The 21,829-nt window shown below is 71.9% G+C and carries 17 protein-coding genes; 11 read left to right on the forward strand and 6 right to left on the reverse strand.

All coding sequences use genetic code 11. The features are described from left to right. Positions 1-109: 109 nt before the first annotated feature. Positions 110-1,276: a transcription termination factor Rho gene (gene rho, locus ACYVPE_RS13325; protein WP_461033740.1), complete on the forward strand. Its 1,167-nt coding sequence runs from the start codon at positions 110-112 to the stop codon at positions 1,274-1,276. On the opposite strand, the gene ligD is transcribed toward rho, so the two are convergent. Continuing rightward, positions 1,254-2,321, reverse strand: a complete 1,068-nt coding sequence (ligD, locus tag ACYVPE_RS13330) for a non-homologous end-joining DNA ligase (protein WP_461033741.1) — start codon at positions 2,319-2,321, stop codon at positions 1,254-1,256. The genes rho and ligD overlap by 23 nt on opposite strands. A gap of 77 nt (positions 2,322-2,398) precedes the next feature. On the opposite strand from ligD, the gene ACYVPE_RS13335 reads away from it, so the two are divergent. Beyond that, a complete protein-coding gene (locus tag ACYVPE_RS13335; protein WP_461033742.1) occupies positions 2,399-3,472 on the forward strand; it encodes an ATP-dependent DNA ligase in 1,074 nt (357 codons plus the stop codon). 11 nt (positions 3,473-3,483) lie between these two features. Here ACYVPE_RS13335 and ACYVPE_RS13340 read toward each other — a convergent pair whose 3' ends face one another. Beyond that, a complete protein-coding gene (locus tag ACYVPE_RS13340; RefSeq protein WP_461033743.1) occupies positions 3,484-3,954 on the reverse strand; it encodes an HIT family protein in 471 nt (156 codons plus the stop codon). On the opposite strand from ACYVPE_RS13340, the gene ACYVPE_RS13345 reads away from it, so the two are divergent. Next, entirely contained in the window at positions 3,953-5,053 is a 1,101-nt protein-coding gene (locus ACYVPE_RS13345; protein ID WP_461033744.1) for an FAD-dependent oxidoreductase, read from the forward strand. The genes ACYVPE_RS13340 and ACYVPE_RS13345 overlap by 2 nt on opposite strands. Positions 5,054-5,100: 47 nt before the next feature. After that, on the forward strand, positions 5,101-5,622 hold the full coding sequence (locus ACYVPE_RS13350) for an NUDIX domain-containing protein (RefSeq protein WP_461033745.1): 522 nt from the start codon (positions 5,101-5,103) through the stop codon (positions 5,620-5,622). Between the two features lie 60 nt (positions 5,623-5,682). On the opposite strand, the gene ACYVPE_RS13355 is transcribed toward ACYVPE_RS13350, so the two are convergent. Next, positions 5,683-6,783, reverse strand: a complete 1,101-nt coding sequence (locus ACYVPE_RS13355; RefSeq protein ID WP_461033746.1) for a type III polyketide synthase — start codon at positions 6,781-6,783, stop codon at positions 5,683-5,685. A 76-nt stretch (positions 6,784-6,859) separates the two neighbouring features. Further along, entirely contained in the window at positions 6,860-8,065 is a 1,206-nt protein-coding gene (locus ACYVPE_RS13360; RefSeq protein WP_461033747.1) for a cytochrome P450, read from the reverse strand. Positions 8,066-8,336: 271 nt separating this feature from the next. On the opposite strand from ACYVPE_RS13360, the gene ACYVPE_RS13365 reads away from it, so the two are divergent. After that, positions 8,337-9,005 carry an RlpA-like double-psi beta-barrel domain-containing protein gene (locus ACYVPE_RS13365; RefSeq protein WP_461033748.1) on the forward strand — a complete coding sequence of 223 codons (669 nt, stop codon included), beginning with the start codon at positions 8,337-8,339 and terminating at the stop codon, positions 9,003-9,005. A 40-nt stretch (positions 9,006-9,045) separates the two neighbouring features. Here the strand turns inward: ACYVPE_RS13365 and ACYVPE_RS13370 are convergent, their stop codons facing one another. Beyond that, positions 9,046-10,326 (reverse strand): ROK family transcriptional regulator, encoded by a 1,281-nt coding sequence (locus ACYVPE_RS13370; protein WP_461033749.1) that lies wholly within the window; start codon positions 10,324-10,326, stop codon positions 9,046-9,048. Positions 10,327-10,635: 309 nt separating this feature from the next. Between ACYVPE_RS13370 and ACYVPE_RS13375 the strand changes: the two genes are divergently transcribed. Genes ACYVPE_RS13375 through ACYVPE_RS13390 form a run of 4 tightly spaced genes read left to right on the forward strand, consistent with a single transcriptional unit; the run spans position 10,636 to position 16,144 of the window. Beyond that, the gene (locus ACYVPE_RS13375; protein ID WP_461033750.1) at positions 10,636-12,330 is read left to right on the forward strand and encodes an ABC transporter substrate-binding protein; all 1,695 of its coding nucleotides are present in this window, start codon (positions 10,636-10,638) and stop codon (positions 12,328-12,330) included. Between the two features lie 10 nt (positions 12,331-12,340). Then, positions 12,341-13,330, forward strand: a complete 990-nt coding sequence (locus tag ACYVPE_RS13380) for an ABC transporter permease (RefSeq protein ID WP_461033751.1) — start codon at positions 12,341-12,343, stop codon at positions 13,328-13,330. Between the two features lie 19 nt (positions 13,331-13,349). After that, positions 13,350-15,212: a dipeptide/oligopeptide/nickel ABC transporter permease/ATP-binding protein gene (locus tag ACYVPE_RS13385; protein WP_461033752.1), complete on the forward strand. Its 1,863-nt coding sequence runs from the start codon at positions 13,350-13,352 to the stop codon at positions 15,210-15,212. Continuing rightward, entirely contained in the window at positions 15,209-16,144 is a 936-nt protein-coding gene (locus ACYVPE_RS13390) for an ABC transporter ATP-binding protein (protein WP_461033753.1), read from the forward strand. The genes ACYVPE_RS13385 and ACYVPE_RS13390 overlap by 4 nt, the downstream gene beginning before the upstream one ends. 56 nt (positions 16,145-16,200) lie before the next feature. On the opposite strand, the gene ACYVPE_RS13395 is transcribed toward ACYVPE_RS13390, so the two are convergent. Further along, a complete protein-coding gene (locus ACYVPE_RS13395) occupies positions 16,201-18,372 on the reverse strand; it encodes an alpha-galactosidase (RefSeq protein ID WP_461033754.1) in 2,172 nt (723 codons plus the stop codon). 129 nt (positions 18,373-18,501) lie between these two features. Between ACYVPE_RS13395 and ACYVPE_RS13400 the strand changes: the two genes are divergently transcribed. Next, entirely contained in the window at positions 18,502-20,976 is a 2,475-nt protein-coding gene (locus ACYVPE_RS13400; RefSeq protein ID WP_461033755.1) for a glycoside hydrolase family 2 protein, read from the forward strand. Between the two features lie 2 nt (positions 20,977-20,978). Beyond that, the gene (locus ACYVPE_RS13405) at positions 20,979-21,824 is read left to right on the forward strand and encodes a LacI family DNA-binding transcriptional regulator (RefSeq protein WP_461033756.1); all 846 of its coding nucleotides are present in this window, start codon (positions 20,979-20,981) and stop codon (positions 21,822-21,824) included. Positions 21,825-21,829 lie beyond the last annotated feature (5 nt).

A 21,829-nucleotide genomic window follows, 5' to 3' on the forward strand; every position in this document is an offset into this window, starting at 1 on the left:
TTCCTCCCGACGCGAAGAGCGCGCCGCGCCCCGCGTCCCGATCAGCCGTGTTCACGGCGCATCCCCGCATCCCGTACCGCGACGCTCTTCCGATCCCGAAGGACCCCGCATGACGACCACCATCCCCCGCACCCCGAGCCCAACCGAGCCCTCCGGCCGAGCGGATCAGGCCGCCGCCGAGGCCGTCACCGGCGTCGTCGACACGGCGAACGGCGGCCACCACCTCCGCGTCGACGGCTGGCTGCCCGGCCCCGCCGACGCCCGGATCCCCACCGCCCTGGCCCGCGGGCACGGGCTGCGCCCCGGCGACGCCGTCACCGGCGGCGCCACCGGACGCGACCGACAACGCCGACTGGTCAGGCTGGACACCGTCAACGGCCTGCCGCCCGAACTCCTCGCCGACCGCCCCGACTTCACCGACCTGGTGCCCGTGTTCCCCAACGAGCGGCTGCGTCTGGAGACCACCAGGGGCCAACTCGTCACCCGCGTCATGGACCTGCTCACCCCGATCGGCAAGGGGCAGCGCGGGCTGATCGTCGCCCCGCCCAAGGCCGGCAAGACCCTCGTGCTCAAGGCCATCGCCGACGGCATCGCCCGCAACCACCCCGAGTGCCGGCTGATGCTCCTGCTCCTCGACGAACGCCCCGAGGAGGTCACCGAGTTGAGCCGGTCCGTGGCCGCCGAGGTGATCTCCTCGCACTTCGACCGGCCGGCCCGCGACCACATCGCCGTGGCCGCCCTCGCCGTCGAACGCGCCAAGCGCCTGGTGGAACTCGGCGAGCACGTCGTCCTCCTCCTCGACTCCCTCACCCGGCTCTGCCGGGCCCACAACAACGGCGGCAAGGCCAGCGGACGCATCCTCACCGGCGGCGTCGACGCCGCCGCGCTGCACCAGCCCAAGCGGCTGTTCGGCGCCGCCCGCGCCATCGAGAACGGCGGCTCCCTGACCATCCTGGCCACCGCCCTGGTGGACACCGGCTCCCGCGGCGACGACTTCTACTTCGAGGAGCTCAAGAGCACCGGCAACATGGAGCTGCGCCTCGACCGCACCCTCGCCGAGCGCCGCGTCTTCCCCGCCCTCGACATCGAGCCCTCGGGCACCCGCCGCGAGGAGCTGCTGCTGCCGCCCACCGAGTTGGCCGTCGTCCGGCGGCTGCGCCGCGCCCTGGGCGAACGCGACCCGCGGCAGGCCGTGGAGCAACTGCTCGACCGGCTCCGCGACACCGCGGACAACGCCGAGTTCCTCGTCCGGGTCAGTCGGACGACTCCGGTCTAGCCGCCTCGGGCCCGGTCGCCTCGGGGCCGGCGGCCCGCCGCCGGTCCCGATCCCGGCTCGGCTGGACCCGCTTGGGCTCGCCCGCGACCTTCGGATGGTCCGGCGGATAGGGCAGGTCGCCGAGCCCGTGCTCGCGCTCGTCCCGCGCCGCGAGGTCGAGCACCGCCTCGAGGCGGAACGCCTGGTCGACCATGTCCGCGTGCACGTCCCCCAGTTCCGCGTACCGGTCAGGCATCGTCGCCAGGTCGAAGTCCGCCGGCCTGGCGTCTACCACCTCGTCCCAGCGCAGCGGCGCCGAGACCGTGGCCCGTGGCGTCGGCCGCACCGAGTAGGCGCTGGCGATGGTGCGGTCCCTGGCCATCTGGTTGTAGTCCACGAAGATCCGCGCCCCCCGCTCCTCCTTCCACCAGGCCGTGGTGATCCGGTCGGGGGCCCGCCGCTCCAACTCCCGCCCCACCGCGATCGCCGCCCGCCGCACCTGCGGGAACGTCCACTCCGGCACGATCGGCACGAACACGTGCAGACCCCGGCCGCCCGAGGTCTTGGGCCAGCCCCGCAGCCCGAGCTCGTCGAGCAGCTCCCGCAGCTCTCCGGCGGCCCTCACCGCGTCCTCGTACGAGGTGCCCGGCTGCGGGTCCAGATCGATCCGCAGCTCGTCCGGATGGTCCGTGTCGCCGCGCCGCACCGGCCACGGGTGGAACGTCAGCGAACCCAGGTTCGCCGCCCACACCACGGCGGCCGGCTCGGTGGGGCAGATCTCGTCCGCGTGCCGGCCGCTGGGGAAGGAGATCCGGCCGGTCGGGATCCACTCCGGCAGGTTCTTCGGCGCCCGCTTCTGGAAGAACGACTCGCCCGTCACCCCCTCCGGATACCGCTCCAGGGTGGTCGGCCGGTCCCGCAGCGCGCGCAGCGCCCCCTCGCCCACCGTGACGTAGTAGCGGATCACGTCCAGCTTGGTGAAGCCGCGCTCCGGGAAGTAGACCTTGCCGGGATTGGACACCCGGACCGTGCGGTCACCCACCGTGATTTCCGTCGCCTCGGCCATAACGTCACGGTAGGCGGCGCTACCCGGACGCGCCCGCCGGCGGGCGGGCGCCGCGCCCCGGCCGCAGAATCCGGACCATGGACCTTCCGGTGATGCCGCCCGTCAAACCCATGCTGGCCAGGAGCGCGGCCCGGATCCCGCCCGGCATGCACTACGAGGCCAAGTGGGACGGCTTCCGGGCCATCGTCTTCCGGGACGGCCCCGAGCTGGAGATCGGCTCCCGCACCACCAAGCCGCTCACCCGCTACTTCCCCGAGCTGGTGGAGGGGCTGCTCGCCCTGCTGCCCGAGCGCTGTGTCCTCGACGGCGAGATCGTCATCGTGCGCGGGCCCCAGCTGGACTTCGACGCGCTGCTCGAACGGATCCACCCCGCGGACTCCCGGGTGCGGATGCTCGCCGAGCGCACCCCGGCCAGCTTCGTCGCCTTCGACGTGCTGGCCCTCGACGACGCCTCGCTGCTCGACGCGCCGCTCACCGAGCGCCGCGCCGCCCTCACCGAGGCGCTGCGCGGCACCCACCAGCCGGTCTTCGTCATCCCCGCCACCGACGACCTCGCGACCGCCAAGCGGTGGTACGAGCAGTACGAGGGCGCCGGGCTCGACGGCATCGTCGCCAAGCCGCTCGACCTGACCTACCGCCCCGACGAGCGGGCCATGGTCAAGGTCAAGCACGAGCGCACCGCCGACTGCGTGGTGGCCGGCCTCCGCTACCACAAGAGCGGCCCCGTGGTCGGCTCGCTGCTGCTCGGCCTGCACGACGGGGCCGGCCGGCTCCAGCACGTCGGCGTCAGCGCGGCCTTCCCGATGAAGCGCCGCCAGGAGCTGATCGACGAGCTCACGCCGCTGATCATGGACTCCGCGGACGACCACCCCTGGGCCGAGTGGGCCCGCGCCGAGGCGCACGCCGGCCGCCGGATGCCCGGCGCGCCGAGCCGCTGGACCGGCGGCAAGGACCTCTCCTGGGTGCCGCTCCGTCCCGAGCGGGTGTGCGAGGTGGCCTACGACCACATGCAGGGCGACCGCTTCCGGCACACCGCGAGGTTCCGCCGCTGGCGCCCCGACCGCGACCCCGCGTCCTGCGGCTACGACCAGCTGGTCGAGCCGGTCCGCTACGACCTGGGCCAGGTTCTCACCCCGCACCGGCCGCACTGACCACCGTCCGGTCAGTCGCGGAGCGCGTCCCGCAGCAAGGCGGCGACGCGGGCCGCCTCCTCGGCGCTCTCGTAGCGGTGGCGCGGCCAGAAGAAGCCGCGGAGGCCGTCCCTGCGGCGGCGGGGGACCACGTGGACGTGGACGTGCGGGACGGACTGGCTGACGCGGTTGTTGGCCGCGACGAACGAGCCCTCGGCGTCCATCGTCCGCTCCACCGCGGCCGCCACCCGCCGCACCCGGGTGAAGAACGGCCCGGTCTCGGCGTCCGTGAGGTCGGTCAGCGTCGGCACGTGGCGCCGCGGCACCACCAGCGTGTGGCCGGGGAACAGCGGCCTGGCGTCCAGGAACGCCACCGCCGTCCCGTCGTCGAGGACGACGTGGGCGGCCGTCTCGCCGGCCACGATCGAGCAGAACGCGCACTCCACACCCTCAAGGAAACCGGTCGGGAAGCCTCCGCGCCGGTCGGCGGTTGAAGAGGACATGAACTCCGTGGACGTCGTGGTCATCGGGGCCGGCCAGGCCGGCCTCTCCGCCGCCTACCATCTGCGCAGGCTGGGCCTGGTGCCCGGCCGGGACCTCGTCGTCCTCGACCAGGCGCCGCGGCCCGGCGGCGCCTGGCAGTTCCGCTGGCCCACGCTGACCTACGGCAGGGTGCACGGCATGCACGCGCTCCCCGGGATGGAGCTGACCGGCGCCGATCCCGACCGGCCGTCGTCCGAGGTGATCGGCGACTACTTCGCCGCCTACGAGCACGCCTTCGACCTCGCGGTGCGCCGCCCGGTGCACGTCGAGGCGGTGCGGGAGGCGGGGGACGGCCGGCTGCTGGTCGTGACGTCGGCGGGGGAGTGGCACACCCGGGCGCTGGTCAACGCCACCGGCACCTGGGACCGGCCGTTCTGGCCGAGGGTGCGGGGCCAGGACGTCTTCCGCGGGCGCCAGTCGCACACCGTCCAGTACCCAGGGCCCGCCGCGTTCGCCGGGGAGAAGGTGATCGTGGTGGGCGGCGGCACCTCGGCCGTGCAGCACCTGCTGGAGATCGCCGAGGTGGCGGCCGCCACCACCTGGGTGACGCGGCGCCCGCCGGTGTTCCGCACCGACGGCTTCGGCGAGGTCGAGGGCCGGGCGGCGGTCGCCATGGTCGACGAGCGGGTGCGGCGCGGGCTGCCGCCGCGGAGCGTGGTCTCGGTGACGGGGCTGCCGATGACCGAGGCGATGCGGCGGGCCAGGGAGGACGGCGTCCTGGTGCGCCACCCCATGTTCGAGGCGCTGACGCCCGAGGGCGCCCGCTGGCCCGACGGCCACACCGTGCCGGCCGACACCGTGCTGTGGGCCACCGGCTTCCGGGCCGCGATCGAGCACCTCGCCCCGCTGCGGCTGCGCGAACCCGGCGGCGGCATCCGGCTCGACGGCACCAGGGTGGCGCGCGACCACCGCGTCCACCTGGTCGGCTATGGGCCGTCCGCCAGCACCATCGGCGCCAACCGGGCGGGGCGGGCGGCGGCGCGCGAGATCACGACGCTGCTCGAAGGACCGACACCGGTCTCCCCCGACGAGGCAGTCATTTTGTCGACTCGGCGATAGAGATCGAACTAGGATCCACGGCAGGCACGAGAAAGGCGGATCGACCCGTGGCCTACACCTACGGCCGAACCATCACCCACTGCCCCTACTGCGGCGGCGCCTATCTGGCCGGCGCCACGTGGCCGCGGGACTGTCCGGGCTGCGGTGAGACCAGCTGGGCCAACCCGGTTCCGGTGGCCGTGACGCTGCTGCCGGTGCGGGACGCCGGGCGGACCGGCCTCGTGGTGGTGCGGCGCGACATCGAGCCCTGCCGCGGCGAACTCGCCCTGCCCGGCGGCTACATGGAGGTCGGCGAGAGCTGGCAGCAGGCCGCCGTCCGCGAACTGCGCGAGGAGACCGGGCTGATCGCCGGGGCCGAGGACGTCACCCTGTTCGACGTGCTCGGTGCCGAGCGCACCCTCAACCTCTTCGCCCTCCTGCCGCCCAGGGACGTCGGCGTGCTGCCCACGCCCGTGGCCACCCCGGAGTCCAGCGAGTGGCTGGTCGTCCACGAGCCGGTGCCGCTCGCCTTCCCCACCCACACCGAGGTGGTCAAGGCGTTCTTCACCGGCGAGCACGCGCTTCGCTGACCCCCGCGGGGTGCCGCCCGATGGCCCGGGCGACACCCCGCTTCCATGGGCGGCGCGTCGTCAGGCGACGCCCGCCTCGGCCCGGCGGCCCTGGCCGCCGACGGTCCTCCGGGCCGTGGTCCACCTCCCCAGCGCGATCTCGGCCGTGATGCCGGGGCCGAAGCCGGCGATCACCCCGCGGGCCGACTCGGTCGCCCCGCCGTCCGCGAACAGCCGGTCCAGCGCGTCGAAGACCACGCAGCTCGCGATGTTGCCCCGCTCGGTGAGGGTGGCCCGGCTGTACCGGTACATGTCGGGCGCGACCCCCAGGTAGTGGCAGAGGTCGTCCAGGATGCGCGGGCCGCCGGCGTGCACGATGTGGAAGTCGAAGCCGGAGACCTCCCCCCAGTTGTGCAGCGTCGCCAGCTCGCGCAGCGCCGGGGCCAGCATCTGCATCGTCTTGGGCACCCGCTTGTCGAGCAGGAAGTGGAAGCCGGTGGCCTTGACCGCGTAGCTGATCCAGTCCTCGGTGTCCGGCACCAGGTGCGAGCCGTTGCGCTCGAGACGGACGCCGGTGCCGCCGCGGCCGCGGACCACGGCGGCGGCCACCGCGTCCCCGAACAGGCCGTTGGAGAGCAGGGATCCGACGCCCACGTCGACCGGCTGGTAGCAGAGCGAGCAGAACTCGCAGGCCACGATGAGGACGTTGGAGTTCGGGTAGGCCAGACAGAAGTCGTGGGCCCGGTTGATCGCCGACCCGCCGGCCGCGCAGCCGAGTTGGGCGATGGGCAGCTGCCGGGTGTCGCTCCTGAAGCCCAGCGCGTTGATCAGCCAGGCCGTCAACGAGGGCATCATGAACCCGGTGCAGGAGACGTAGACGATCAGGTCGATGTCCCGCGCGCCGACGCCGGCGTTGTCGAGCGCCTGGTAGACGACCTGCGGCACCCGCCGCTTGGCCTCCGCCTCGTAGATCTTGTTCCGGTGCTCGAAGCCCGGATGGTCGAGCGTCTCCTCGATCGGCTGCACGATGTGCCGCTTGCGCACCCCCGTGTTCTCGATCAGCCGCAACACCAGGGGGAGTTGCGGATGGTCGGGATGCAGGGTGCGGGCCAGTTCGAGGGTCTGCTCCTGGGTGAGCACGTGTTCAGGAACGGCGATGGACGGTCTGCACAGAGTAGCCATGATTCCCCTCCCCGAGCCGCGGTCGCGCGCCGGGCGCGTGCCGCGGGATCGCTTTCTTCTGTGGTGGTTGATCCGGTCACCAGGTGACCGGAAGCTCGTACGGGTAGCGCCAGATCGACTCGTCGTTCCAGCGCACCTCCTCGGCCGGCACGGCCAGCGCCAGCCGCGGGTAGCGGCTGAGCATGGTGCTGATGGCGAGCTCCAGCTCCATCAGCGCGAGCGGGGCGCCGATGCAGTGGTGCGCTCCCCAGCCGAAGGTCATGTGTGGCGCCGGCGACCTGTCGAGGTCGAGTTCGTCCGGGCATGTGAAGCGCGCCGGGTCCCGGTTGGCCGCCAGGTAGGAGACGTGCACCGTGTCGTTGGCCCTGATCAGCACGCCGCCGACCTCGACGTCCTCGGTGGCGATCCGCGGGATGCCGACGCCCTTGCGGAACGGGATGAACCGCAGCAGCTCCTCGAGCGCCTGCGGCATCCGCTCCGGCCGCGCCCGCAGCTTCGCCAGCTGCTCCGGGTTGCGCAGCAGGGTGTAGGTGATGTTGCTGAGCTGGTAGGTGCTGGTGTCGTGGCCGGTCATCAGCAGCACCATGGCCATCACCATGAGCTCGTCGGGCCCCAGGATGTCGTCGCCGTCCCGCGCGGTGGCCAGCGAGCTGATCAGGTCGTCCCCGGGGTCTGCCCGCCGGGCCTGGGTCAACTCGCGGAAGTAGGAACGCAGTTCGGCCTTCGCCTGGACCGCGTTCTCCTTGTTGGCCGCGGTGACGTTCATCATCGTCACGGCCCGGCGGCGCAGTTCCGGGCGGTCGTCGAGCGGGACGTCGAGGACCTCGCAGATGGTGGTGAGCGGCAGCTCCATCGAGACGTGCTTCACGAGGTCGGCCGGCGGCCCGTGCTCCTCCATCTCGTCGAGCAACCGGTCCACGATGGCCTGTGTCTTGGGCCGCATCGCGTCCACCTTGGGCGCGGTGAAAGCCTGGGCCACCAGCTTGCGCAGCCGGTTGCTCGCCGGCGGGTCGAGCAGGTTGATCGACTCGGACTGCACGATCGGCTCCGGCGTCATCCGCGGGAAGTCCCGGCCGGCGACGGCGGCCCGGCTGAACCTCCGGTCCGTGGTGACGATGCGTACATCCTCATAGCGGGTAACCAGCCACGCCTCACCCTCGCCGTAGGACATCTTGATCCGGGCGATGGGCGCCTCGGTCATCAGTTGCCGCAGCAACGGGTCGAACTCGAGGCCGTCGGCGAAGTCGAACGGACAAGACCATACGGTGTCGGAGGTATCCACTCCGGGGCTCCCATCGGGTTCACGGCGCCATTCGCGTCAGCCATTCGGCTGGACGACCGATGGTGTCCCCCCGTGCCAGCCCGGTCATGTGCCGAAGGGCGGAAATTAACCCTTGAGTGGGACGGATCCGGAGTAGATCCTTACGGAAATCCTACGCTGCGTAGTGTGCTCACCGGGGCTTGGCGGGGCCCGGGAACCAACCGGGGCCGTGGCGCGTGCAGTGGCGTGGAGCCCGTCCAGGGGCGCGAGTTGTGGGGAGCGCACAGTGCGAGTGATCGAATCCCGAGTCCGCCGGAGCGTCGCGGCCCTGGCCGGGGCGGCGCTGCTCGCGGCCTGCGGAGGGGGCGGCGGTGCGGGCAGCGGCGCGGGTGGCGGGCCGGCCGCCGAACGCTCGGCCGACTGGCTGGTCACGGTCTACTACACGGCCGTCGAGTCCTACCACGACGGCGAGTCGGTGCCGGTGACCGGCTGCCCGCGGCTCGACTGCGCGCACGGCACCGAGGATCTGGGCGATCACCCGACGGACTTCGTGGCGGCGGTCCGCGACGAGGGCACCGGCCGCCTCACCACCGGGCCGTACGCCGGCCGTTACCTCAACTGGTCGCACGACACCGGCTACTGGCTGGACGTGGCACCCAGGGACAGTTACGGCCGCCCGCTCGAGCCCTTCGTCTCGGCGGCGGCCGACGGGGAGGTCCTGCCGCGCGGCCGGACCCTGCGGGTCGCCGACTGCGGCACCGCCGAGGACGGTTCGGCGATCGAACCCGACGTCTGCGCCCGACTGACCGCGGCGACCTGGGAGATCCGCGACGAGTTCACGCCAGGTCTCGGCGGCGAACGCCACCTGGACGTCTACCTCGGGGAGGAGACGGGCCCGGGCTTCACCGCGGACCCGCTCTACACGACGCTGGCCGGCGCGACGCTCGACCTGCTCCCCTGACGGCGGCCACCGGCGCCGGCGGGGGAGGGCCGGGCGGCGGTCAGCGGGCGGCCGACACGCCGCCGGGCTCGGCGTCGGCCAGGTTGCCCGGCAGCCGCAACCCCTCGCGCAGCGGCACCAACTCGGCCTGGAGCACCAGCGCCGCGGCGCCGATCGCGGGCGCGGTCGCCGCCGAGCGGGACAGCCGCACCGTCACCGGGTGGGTGGCGCGGGAGAAGAACGCGCGGTCCAACTCGCGCTGCACCACCGGCAGGTAGATCGAGCCGGCGATGGCCAGGCTCGGCCCGGTGAGCACCATCTGCTCCAGGTCCATGATGTTCGCCAGGGTGCGGGCCGCCACCGCCAGATGGCCGGCCGAGCCGTCGAGCACCTCGCCGGCCGCCGCGTTGCCGCGCAGCGCGGCGCGGGTGGCCGCCGCGAAGTCGGCGAGACGCCGCGGGCGTTCCTCGGCGGCGTCGGCGGTGAGCCCCACCTCGGCGGCCATCGCGGCGACGGCGCGGGCCGCGGCGACCACCGCGCCGGGGCCGGCCAGCACCTCGGTGCAGCCGCGCGCGCCGCACCAGCACTCCGGGCCGTTCGCGTCGAGACAGATGTGGCCGATCTCGCCCGCGTTGCCCGAGGCACCGCGGAAGGTGATGCCGTTGACCATCAGGCCGGAGCCGATGCCGGTGCCCATGTAGATCGCCGCGAAGGTGGCGGTGCCGCCCACGTCACCCGACCAGTGCTCGCCGAGCGCGGCCGCCGTGGCGTCGTTGTCCAGCACCACGGGCAGCCGGGTGGCCGCCAACAGCTCGCGGTCCAACCGGAAGTGCTCCCAGTGTCGCATCGCGGGGGGCACGAGACGCATGCTGCTTGTCTGGTTCATGGGGCCGGGTGCGACGAGACCGAGTCCAAGTATCCTGCTGCGGTCGATGCCGGCTCCGTCGATCAGGGCGTCGACTTCCGTCGCCATTCTGGCCACCACGGCCGGCGGATCGTCGGTCCCGACTCCGGCGCGTGACATCCGGGCGACCACAGAGCCACCGAGGTTGGTGAGCACATAGGTGATCCCCGCGTGGTCCAGATGCACGCCGACGGCGAACCGGGAGGACTGGTTGAGCTGTAGCAGCACCCGACGCTTGCCGCCGGTCGACTCGGCCCGGCCGGTCTCCAGCACCAGGCCGTCGTCGATCAGGCGTCTGACCACGGTGGAGATGGTCGCGCCGGTGAAGCCGGTGGCCTTGACGAGACCGACTCTGCTGATCGTGCCGGCCGCGCGGATCACATCAAGGATGGCCGCACGGCTGCTGGCGTGGGGAGTGGCTCCCGCCGGTCCGCTCACTGAATCCTCCGCATCGTTCACGGGAGTTCACGACTTCACTACGCGTTGTGGGGGTAACGCTATGCGTTGCTTAGTTTATTTGCTTGACGAAGCCTTGCGCCAGTGGGTTCGCGCGAAAAGCTGGCGTGATGTCCAGTGTGGCGGCTTGTGCTTCGTTGGTGACGGATTGCGACCGCAAGTGTGCGCACGTCGTTGTCTGTTCGTGTCTTTGGAGGGTTGACTTTGTTAATTCGCTGGCTTAACAATCACATACCCCCGGGTGACTCCGCCCATGCCCCAACGGTGGGGCAGGCCATGAGAGGAACGAGAATGTCCCTGCACGTGAGATGGCGGCGCGCGCGTACCGCGGTCATCGGTGCCGTTTCGGTCGGGTTGCTGGCCGCCGGCTGCGGTGGCTCGAGCGACAACAACAGCGGTTCTGGCCCCGCCGACACCCTGGTCGTCTACAACGGACAGGCCGGCGACTATGTGGCGAACTTCAACCCCTACGCGGCATCCGGCATGATTGAGGGCCCGGGGACGATCTTCGAGCCGCTCTTCTTCTTCAACATCGCCCGCCAGGACGACCCCGCCCCGCGGCTCGGCACCGACTTCGCGTGGAACGAGGACGGCACCGAGCTGACGATCAACCTCCGCGAGGGCGTCACCTGGTCGGACGGCGAGGAGTTCACCGCCGACGACGTGAAGTTCACGTTCGACATGATCGCCGCCAACGAGGCGATGAACACCACGGGCTTCGCCGGCGAGACCGAGGTCGTCTCCCCGACCCAGGTGCGGGTCACCTACGAAGAGCCGGCCTTCATGGACGCCACGCAGATCCTCGGCAAGGCCTGGATCGTCCCCGAGCACATATGGAGCTCGGTGGCGGACCCGGCCACCGACCCGATGACCGAGCCCGTCGGCACCGGCCCGTTCACGGTCGGCGAGTTCCGCCCGCAGGCCTTCACGCTGACCGCCAACCCGGACTACTGGGACGGCGAGCCGTCGCTGCAGAACGTCCAGTACCGGTCGCTCTCCGGCAACCAGGCCGCCGCCGACTCGCTGGCCGCCGGCGACATCGACTTCAACACCGGCCCGGTTCCGGACATCGCCAACATCGAGCGGAACTACGAGGGTTACAAGGCCCTGACGGTCAACGTCTTCCCCGTCGTGCTCAGCACCTGCTCGAACGTCGACCTCGGCTGCGAGGGCCCGCAGACCGACCCGGCCGTGCGGCGCGCGATCTACTACGCCATGGACCGCACCCAGATCAACGAACTGGCCTTCCAGGGCCTGGCCGGCGAGATCTCCCCCGGTTTCGCCCTCCCCGAGCGTGACGCGGCCTACGTCTCCGCCGAGCTCACCGACCGCACCGCCCCGGCGAACGCGGACACGGCCCAGGTCGAGCAGATCCTCGAGGGCGCCGGCTGGAGCCGTGGCGGCGACGGCATCTACGAGAAGGACGGCCAGCGCCTCGAGATGTCCGTGACCGTGGTCACCGGCTGGAACGACTACGTCACCACGCTGAACACCATGGCCGAGCAGCTGTCCGGCGTCGGCATCCAGCTGAACGTCAACCAGGTCGCCTTCCAGGAGATGAGCGACTCGCGGGTCAACGGCACCTACCAGCTGATGATCGACAGCTTCTCGCCGGGCGCCACGCCCGACCCCTACTGGAACTACAACTACTTCTTCACCACCGGCAACACCGCCGAGGTGGGCCAGCCCGCCAACCCGAACTACGCCCGCTACTCCAACCCGGACGTGGACGAGGCCGTCGCGCAGCTCGGCCAGATCGACCCCGCCGACCTGGAGGCCCGCCAGCCGCTGTACGACCAGATCCAGGCGCAGATCGAGCAGGACATGCCCTACATCCCGGTCCTCGCCAACGCCACCGTCAGCGAGTACAACGCCGACAAGTTCAGCGGCTGGCCGACCGAGGTCGACCTCTACGCCTTCCCGGCCATCTGGCAGCGCCCCGACCAGGCCGAGATCTTCCGGAACCTCGAGCCCAACGGTGAGTGACGAGTAACCCATGAGGTACTACGCCCGGAAGCTGGGGTTCTACGCGGCCGCCCTGTGGGCGGCGCTGACTCTCAACTTCTTCATTCCACGAATGATGCCGGGCAACCCTGTCGACACGCTGCTGGCCAAGTTCCAGCAGCGTGGCGGCTCGGTTAGCCCCGAAACCCGTCGGGCCTACGAGTTGATGCTGGGCACCGACTCGGGTGAGCCCCTGTGGGACCAGTACTTCTCCTACCTGGGCAATCTCGTCCGCGGTGATCTCGGGGTCTCAGTAAGCGTGTACCCGGCCACCGTCTCCCAGGTCCTCTCGCAGTCGATGATGTGGACGATCCTGCTGGTGGGCATCGCCACCGTGCTGTCGTTCGTCATCGGAGTGGGCCTGGGGGCGCTGGTCGGCTGGCGGCGCGGCTCCTGGTTGGACAGCCTCATCCCTGCGACCACCGTGCTCGCGGCCGTGCCCTACTTCTGGCTGGCGTTGATCTTCGTGCTGATCTTCTCCACCACGCTCAACTGGTTCCCCCTCAACGGCGGCTACGACGTGTCGCTGGCCACCGGATGGAACTGGGAGTTCATCAGCTCCACCATCGAGCACGGCTTCCTCCCGGCCGTGACCATCATCGTCTCCTCGGTCGGCGGCTGGCTGCTCGGCATGCGGAACATGATGGTGTCGACCGGCTCCGAGGACTACATCCTCACCGCCCAGGCCAAGGGCCTGCGCGACCGCCGGATCCTGACCCGCTACGCGGCGCGGAACGCGGTGCTGCCCTCGCTGGCCGGCTTCGCCATCTCGCTGGGCTTCGTGGTCTCCGGCTCCATCATCACCGAACAGGTCTTCTCCTACCCGGGCATCGGCATGAAGCTGCTCCAGTCCGTGGAGAACAACGACTACGCCCTGATGCAGGGCATCTTCCTGGTCATCACGCTCGCGGTGCTCGGCGCCAACCTGATCGTGGACCTGCTCTACGGCTTCATCGACCCCCGTACCCGGGTCAGGAACTGAGCGGAAGGAGCAGGCAACCATGACTCAGACAACTCCGCTCACCGAGGCGCCGGACGCCGCCACCGCCAAGCCCGTCAGGCGCCGCGGCGGCCTGCGCGCCATGCTGCCGACCTGGTCCGCCAGGCTGGGCATCGGTCTCCTCCTCGTCGTCGGCATCGCCCTGTTCGGCATCTTCGGCCCCATGCTCGTGGGCGACCCGAACGCCATCAGCAGCATCGGCATGACCGAACCGAGTGGCGACTACCTGCTGGGCACCACCCAGACCGGGCAGGACGTCCTGGCACAACTCGCCTTCTCCACCCGGGGGTCGCTCCAGATCGGCCTCCTGGTCGGCGTGCTCGCCACCATCCTGTCGGCGATCTTCGGCATCATCGGCGCCTACACCGGCGGCTACCTCGACGAGGCGTTCTCGCTCTTCTCGAACGTGATGCTGGTGATCCCAGGGCTGCCCCTGGTGATCGTCATCGCCGGCTTCGTGCCCGCCGAGGACCGCGGCCTCTCGACCGTCATCCTGGTCCTCGCCATCACCGGCTGGGCCGCCGCGGCCCGGGTGCTGCACGCCCAGACCCTGTCGCTGCGCAACCGCGACTACGTGGCGGCCGCGCGGGTGGCCGGCGAGAAGCGCTGGCGCATCGTCACGGTGGAGATCCTGCCGAACCTGCTGCCGCTGCTCGCCTCGCAGTTCGTCTTCGCGATCATCGCGGCGATCCTCTCCGAGACCAGCCTCTCCTTCCTCGGCCTCGGCGCCAACGGCCAGCACACGCTGGGCACCATGCTCTACTACGCGCAGAACGGCTGGGCGCTCCAGCTGGAGGCGTGGTGGTGGTTCGTCCCGCCCGGCCTGCTGATCGCGCTCTTCGGCTGCGGCCTCTCGCTGATCAACTTCAGCATCGACGAGATCATCAACCCCAAGCTGCGCGTCGACGCCAAGACGGCGAAGGCCAAGGCCGGCGGCGTCACCCAGGCGGCGAAGGCCGCGGCCACCGCCGTGTCGCCCGCCGCCGCCGAGGCCGGCCGGGAGCTGGTGCTCACCGTCGAGGGGCTCAACGTCGTCTACCAGACCGAGAAGCCCGTGCACGCCGTCAAGGACGTGTCCATCACCCTGGCGCGCGGCGAGATCCTCGGCCTGGCCGGCGAGTCCGGCTGTGGCAAGACCACCCTGGCCTACGCCATCAACCGGCTGCACCGGCCGCCGGCCGAGGTCTCCTCCGGCACGGTCACCTTCCACGACCGGGGCGGCGCGGACATCGACCTGCTCAACCTCGCCGACGAGGAGCTGCGGGCGTTCCGCTGGTCCAAGCTCTCGATGGTCTTCCAGGGCGCGATGAACTCGCTCAACCCGGTGATCTCCATCCACGAGCAGCTGGACGACGTGCTCACCACGCACAAGCCCGACATGGGCAAGGCCGAACGGCGGGCCCGCTGCGAGGAGGTGCTGCGCCTGGTCGGGGTCGACCCGCGCCGGCTCGACTCCTTCCCGCACGAGCTCTCCGGCGGCATGCGGCAGCGCGTGATGATCGCCATGGCCATGCTGCTCGACCCGCAGGTCATGATCATGGACGAGCCCACCACGGCGCTCGACGTGGTCGTCCAGCGCGGCATCCTGCGCGAGATCATCCGGCTCCGCGACGAACTCGGCTTCGCCGTCGTGTTCATCACCCACGACCTGCCGCTGCTGCTCGAACTCAGCGACCGGATCGCGGTGATGAAGGCCGGCGAGATCGTCGAGTACGCGCCGTCCGCGCAGATCTACGAGCGGCCGAGCCACCCGTACACGCGGCAGCTGCTCGGCTCCTTCCCGAGCCTGACCGGCGAGCGCGGCGCGTTCGTGCGCGCCGGTGGCACCGCACCGAACGACGCGAACGAGGGGGCCGCGCGATGACCACGCTCGAAGTCCGCGACCTGGTGAAGAACTTCCGGATCAGGTCGGGCCTGCGCAGCTCCCGACTACGCGCCGTCGACCACGTCTCCTTCACCCTGCACCCGGGCCGCACCGTGGCCCTGGTGGGGGAGTCGGGCTCCGGCAAGTCCACCATCGCCAGGATGATCTCCCGCCTGGAGCAGCCGAGCGGCGGCACGATCGTGGCCACCGGGCCCGACGGCCGACGGGTGCCCGACCGGGCGTACCGGGACCACGTCCAGATGGTGTTCCAGGACCCGTTCGCCTCGCTCAACCCGTTCCACAGCATCGAGCACCACATCGCCAGGCCCCTGCAACTGCACCACAAGTCGAAGGGCAGGGCCGACACCAGGCGGCAGGTCGAGGAGCTGCTGGGGCGCGTCAACCTCACCCCACCCGAGGACTTCGCGCCCCGCCGGCCGCACGAGCTGTCAGGCGGCCAGCGGCAGCGGGTGGCGATCGCCCGCGCGCTGGCCCCCGGCGCCCAGGTGGTGATCGCCGACGAGCCGGTGTCCATGCTGGACGTCTCGATCCGGCTCGGCGTGCTCAACCTGCTGGCCAGGCTCCAGCGGGAGGACAACCTGGCGGTGCTCTACATCACCCACGACCTCGCCACCGCGCGGCACTTCTCGGACGACATCCTGGTGCTGTACCGCGGGCGGGTGGTCGAGCGCGGGCCGGCCGACGAGGTGATCCTCAACCCGCAGCACTCGTACACGAGGCTGCTGGCCGCCGCGGCGCCCAACCCGGAGAAGCGCGGGCGCTCGCTCGCCGAACTGCCGGGCGCCATCGACGAGCAGGACCTGGCCAGGTCCTACGACCACACCACCGGGTCCTGGGTGTCCTTCGAGAACGCCAGGCCGATCGCCGTGGCCGCCGCCAACCCGGCCGGCGGCGACCGGACACAGGTGTGAGCGGGGCCCGGCCCGGCCACCAGGCCGGGTCGGGCCCCGTCAGACGCGCCCGTTCGTCAGGCCGCCGTCGCGCGCAGCAGGACCAGCCGTTCCGGGAAGAGGACGGGGGCCTGCAGCCCGGCGGCGGCCAACGCGCGTCCCGGGAGGCGTACCCCCTCGGGCGTCCACCAGGGCAACGGGACGCCCCAGCGGCTCGCGTTGCCGTCCGGCACGTCGCCCGGCGGCAGCGGCCGCACGTGGTAGACGGCGCCGGGCAGCAGCCCCGGCAACCGCACCGGGCCCGGCGGGTAGAGCTCGGAGGTGGCGGCGGCCACGATCGCGAACACCGCGTCCGAGCCGTCCTCGGCGACCACGCCGTGCACCTGGTACGCCGGATCGGGATGGTCGGCGTGCACCGCGGTACCGGAGTGCAGCAGCCCGCGCAGCTCCTTGTAGAGCGCCACCCAGGCGGCGAGCCGGTCGAGCTCCGCCGGCTCGACCTCGCTGATGTCCCACTCGACGCCGAAGTGCCCGAACAGCGCGGTGCCGGCGCGGAAGTCGAGCGGGTGCCTGCGGTCCGTGGTGTGCGCCAGACCGGAGCCGACGTGGGTGCCCATGAGTTCCAGCGGCACCAGCGCGTTGGTCCAGCGCTGGATCCGCTGCCGCTCCAGCGCGTCGATGCAGTCCGAGACCCAGATCCGGTCGGTGCGCTCCAGGATCTCCAGGTCGACGCGGCCGCCGCCCGAGGAGCAGGACTCGATCTCGACGCCCGGATGGCGCCGGCGCAACTCGTCGAGCAGCCGGTAGACGGCGAGCGTCTGGTCGTGGACGCCGGCCCGGCCGCCCGGCTGGTGCCCGGCCTCCACCAGGTCGCGGTTGTGGTCCCACTTGAGGTAGCCGATCCGGTGCCGGTTCAGCAGGTCGTCGAGGCGCGCCAGGATGTGGGCGTACGCCTCCGGTCTGCCGAGGTCGAGCACCTGCTGGTTCCTGGCCCGGCCGGGGAGCCGGTCGCCGGTGGCCATGATCCAGTCCGGGTGGGCGCGGGCGAGGTCGGAGTCCTCGTTGATCATCTCGGGCTCCACCCAGATCCCGAACTCCATGCCGAGGCCGGTCACCTGGTCGATCAGCGGCGCCAGCCCGTCCGGCCACGCCTCGTCCGAGACGTACCAGTCGCCGAGCGCGCGGCGGGCGTCGCGGCGCGAGCCGAACCAGCCGTCGTCGAGCACGAAGCGCTCGGCGCCGACCCGGGCCGCGGCGTCGGCGAGGCCGCGCAGCCGGTCGAGGTCGTGGTCGAAGTAGACCGCCTCCCAGGTGTTGACCACCACGGGGCGCGGGGTGCGCGGATGTCCCGGCCTGGACCGCAGGTGCCGGTGGAAGCGCGCGGAGACGCCGTCGAGCCCGGTGCCGTGGGCGCCGTACTGCCAGGGCGTGGTGTAGGCGGCGCCCGGGTCGAGCGTGACCTCGCCGGAGAGCAGCAGTTCGCCGGAGCCGAGCAACGAGACGGAGTGGAAGGTGCGTTCGGCGAAGGTGCGGTGGTTGCCGGACCAGGCGGTGTGCACGGCCCACACCTCGCCGACCCGGTTGCCGAAGCCCGCGGTGCCGGCGGCCAGCAGGAACGCCGCGTCGTACCCGGTGCGCCCGGTGCGGTTCTCCCGCATCCGCAGCCCCTGGCTGAACGGGGTGCGCACGGGGGCCCGTTCGCGCAGGTGGTGGCCGGTGAAGTCGAGCAGCTCGGCCGCGTGCGGCGGCACCGGCAGGGTGAGGTGCACGGCGTCCAGGGCGAACGGCGTGGCGCCCTCGTTGGTGACCGTGGCGCGCTGCCTGACCAGGCCGGTCGGGGTCAGCTCGATGGTGAGGTCGAGGCCCAGCTCGGCCGTCGGGTCGGTGGCGCACACCGCGAGCCGGCCGGCCGCCTCGTCGAGGGTGGCCGTCAGCACCCGGAAGGCGGTGGAGAAGTGACCGCCGCCGCGGTTGCCCACCAGTCCCGGGGTGCCGAGCCAGCCGGCGGACTGCTCGGGCAGCACGGCGACCGGCACCTCGCCGTCCACCGAGAAGCCGATGGGCTGGGGGCGGCCGGCGAGCAGCAGGTCCCCGAGCTCGGTCGGGGAGAGCGGGCCGAGGTCGGCGCCCCAGTGCGCCACCCGGGGCAACCCGGCGCCGGCGAGGTCGAGCACCAGGCTCACCCCGGCGGCGCGCAGGTGATGGAGGTCGTGACCCGACGGGTCGGAGGGGGCGGAGGGAGGTGCCACGGGGGTAGATGTCCTTGACTGTGTTCGCTGATGCCCAAGGGTGTCCATATCTGTTGACTTACTTTATTCGCTTGCATAAGAATCTCTACCGGTCTGAGGCAGAGAAAGAGTCTTTGGGAGATTTCAACGATGATCCGCCACGCCCTGCACGACGGTTGGCATCTCACGGCGACCGCCGGACCGGTCCCCGCCGACATCGCGGGCCGCACCGTGCCGGCCCAGGTGCCCGGCAGCGCCCACCTCGACCTGCTGGCCGCGGGTCTCATCCCCGACCCCTACCTCGACCGCAACGAGGCCGAGCTGGTCTGGGCGCACCGCACCGACTGGCGCTACGCCACCACCGTCGAGGCCGCCCCCGCCGCCGACGACGAGCGCGTCGACCTGGTCTTCGAGGGCCTCGACACCGTCGCCACCGTGGAGCTGGCCGGCGCGGTGCTCGGCACCACCGCCAACATGCACCGCGCCTACCGTTTCGACGTCCGCGAGGCGCTGGACGGCACCCCCGCCGAACTGGTGGTCACCTTCCGCTCCGCGCTGGAGCATGCCGAGGAGGTCGAACGCGAGCTCGGCGCCCGCCCGCACGCCTACGACCACCCCTTCAACATGGTCCGCAAGATGGCCTGCAGCTTCGGCTGGGACTGGGGCCCCGACCTGCAGACCGCCGGCATCTGGAAGCCGGTCCGGCTGGAGCGCTGGCGCACCGCCCGCCTCGCCGAGGTCCGCCCGCTGGTCACCGTCGCCGAGGACGGCACGGGCCGCGCCGAGGTGCACGTGACCGTGGAGCGCGCCGGGCTGGGCGACGACCCCGAGCTCACCCTCACCGCCACCGTCGGGGAGCACACCGCGACCGCCACCATCCCGGCCGGCGCCACCACCGGCGTCGCCCTCGTCGAGGTGCCCGACGCCCCGCTGTGGTGGCCCGCCGGCTACGGCGACCAGCCGCTCCACGACCTGCACGTCGCGCTCACCGCGGGCGACACGGAACTCGACGGCGCGGAGCGGCGGATCGGCTTCCGCACCATCACCGTCGACACCACCCCCGACGAGACCGGCACCCCCTTCACCTTCGTCGTCAACGGCCGGCGGATCTTCGCCAAGGGCGCCAACTGGATCCCCGACGACCACTTCCTGACCCGGATCACCCGCGACCGCCTGGCCCGCCGGGTCGACCAGGCCGTCGCCGCCCACATGAACATGCTGCGCGTCTGGGGCGGCGGCATCTACGAGACCGAGGACTTCTACGACGTCTGCGACGAGCGCGGCGTCCTCGTCTGGCAGGACTTCCCGCTCGCCTGCTCCTCCTACGCCGAGGAGGCCCCGCTCTGGGACGAGTTCGAGGCCGAGGCCAGGGAGAACGTGGCCCGCCTCACCTCCCACGCCTCGCTCGCGCTGTGGAACGGCGGCAACGAGAACCTCTGGGGCTACATGGACTGGGGCTGGCAGGAGCGCCTGGCGGGGCGCACCTGGGGCCTCGGCTACTACACCGACCTCTTCCCCCGGATCGTCGCCGAGCTCGACCCCACCCGCGCCTACTCCGACGGCAGCCCCTACAGTCCCCGCTTCGCGCCCGAGGAGAAGCACCCCAACGACCAGGACCACGGTACCCGCCACGAGTGGGAGGTCTGGAACCGGATCGACTACACCAACTACCGCAACCACGTCCCGCGGTTCTGCTCCGAGTTCGGCTTCCAGGGCCCGCCCACCTGGGCCACCCTCACCGACTGGGTCCACGACGAGCCGCTGACCCCCACCTCGCCCGCCTTCCTGCTCCACCAGAAGGCCGAGGACGGCAACGGCAAGCTGGACCGCGGCATGGCCCCGCACCTGCCCGAGCCCGCCGACTTCACCGACTGGCACTGGGCCACCCAGCTCAACCAGTCCCGCGCCGTCGCCTTCGGCATCGAGCACTTCCGCTCCTGGTGGCCGCGGACCGCCGGCACCCTGGTCTGGCAGCTCAACGACTGCTGGCCGGTCACCTCCTGGGCCGCCGTCGACGGCGAGGAGCGCAGGAAGCCCCTCTGGTACGGCCTGCGGCACGCCTACGCCCCCCGGCTGCTCACCGTCCAGCCGCGCGGCGACCGCCCCGCCCTGGTGGCCGTCAACGACACCGACACGGCCTGGTCGGGCGACATCGTCGTCCGCCGGATCGCCTTCGGTGGCGAGGTACGCGACAGCGCTACCATCTCCCTCGAGGTGTCGGCGCGCTCGGTCGCCGAGCTCGAGTTGGCCGATTCGCTGGTGAAGCCGGTGGATCCGGCGGGGGAGGTGTTGGTGGCAGCCGTCGACGGGGTGCGGTCCTTCCATCTGTTCGGCGAGGACCGCGATCTCGCCTACGACCCGGCCGCGCTGAGCGCGCGCGCCACCGCCGTGGCCGGCGGCTACCGGGTCGAGGTGCGCGCCGAGTCCTTCGCCAGGGACGTCGCGATCCTCGCCGACCGGGTCGCCCCGGACGCCGAGGTCGACGAGATGCTCGTCACCCTGCTCCCCGGCGAGAGCCACACCTTCACCGTGCGCACCACGGCCACCGTCGACCCGGCCCGGTTCACCGAGGCGCCGGTGCTGCGGAGCGTCAACTCGCTGGCCGCGCCGCCGAGTCGGGTCTGAGGGTGGAGCGTTCCGGAGCGGTGGGCCTGGTCCTCGCCAGGCCCGCCAGGCTGTTGGGCGTCGAACCCTTCTTCATGGAGTTCATCGCCGGGATCGAGGAGACCCTCGCCGAACGCGGGCTCTCCGTGCTGCTGCACGTCGTTCCCGGCCACGAGGAGGAGATCGCCACCCACCGGCGCTGGGCGGAACGCGGGCTCGTGGACGCGGTCGTCCTGGTCAACCTGACCACGGACGACCGCCGTCCCGCGGTGCTGCGCGAGCTCGCCATGCCCACGGTGGTGGTCGGCTCCCGGCCGCCGGAGCCCGGCATCGCACCGGTGGCCACCGACGACGTCGAGCCGGTGCGGGAGGCGCTGACCAGCCTCCTCGACCTGGGGCACCGGCGGATCGCCCGGGTCACAGGACCCGCCCCGCTGCTGCACACCGTGGCCAGGACCAGGGCGCTGCTCGACACCTGCCGGGAGGCCGGCATCGAGCCGGTGATCGTGGAGGGCGACTACTCGGCGGAGAGCGGGGCCGCGCTGACGGCCCGGCTGCTGCGCGAGGAGGAGCGGCCGACGGCCATCCTCTACGACAACGACGTGATGGCCGTCGCCGGGCTCGGCGTGGCCAAGGAGCTGGGCTTCGCGGTGCCCGACGAGCTGTCGCTCGTCGCCTGGGACGACTCCACGATGTGCCAGCTCTCGACGCCCGCGCTGTCCACCATGCGCGGCGACGTGCACCAGTTCGGCGTCTCGGTCGGGCTCACGGCCCTGGAGCTGATCGACGGGGTGCCGGTCGTGCGGCGCTGGTCGCCCACGGTCAGGTTCGTGCCCCGGGGAACGACGGCGCCACCGCCCCCCGAGTGACCGAC

Source organism: Streptomyces mayteni, from assembly GCF_054783955.1.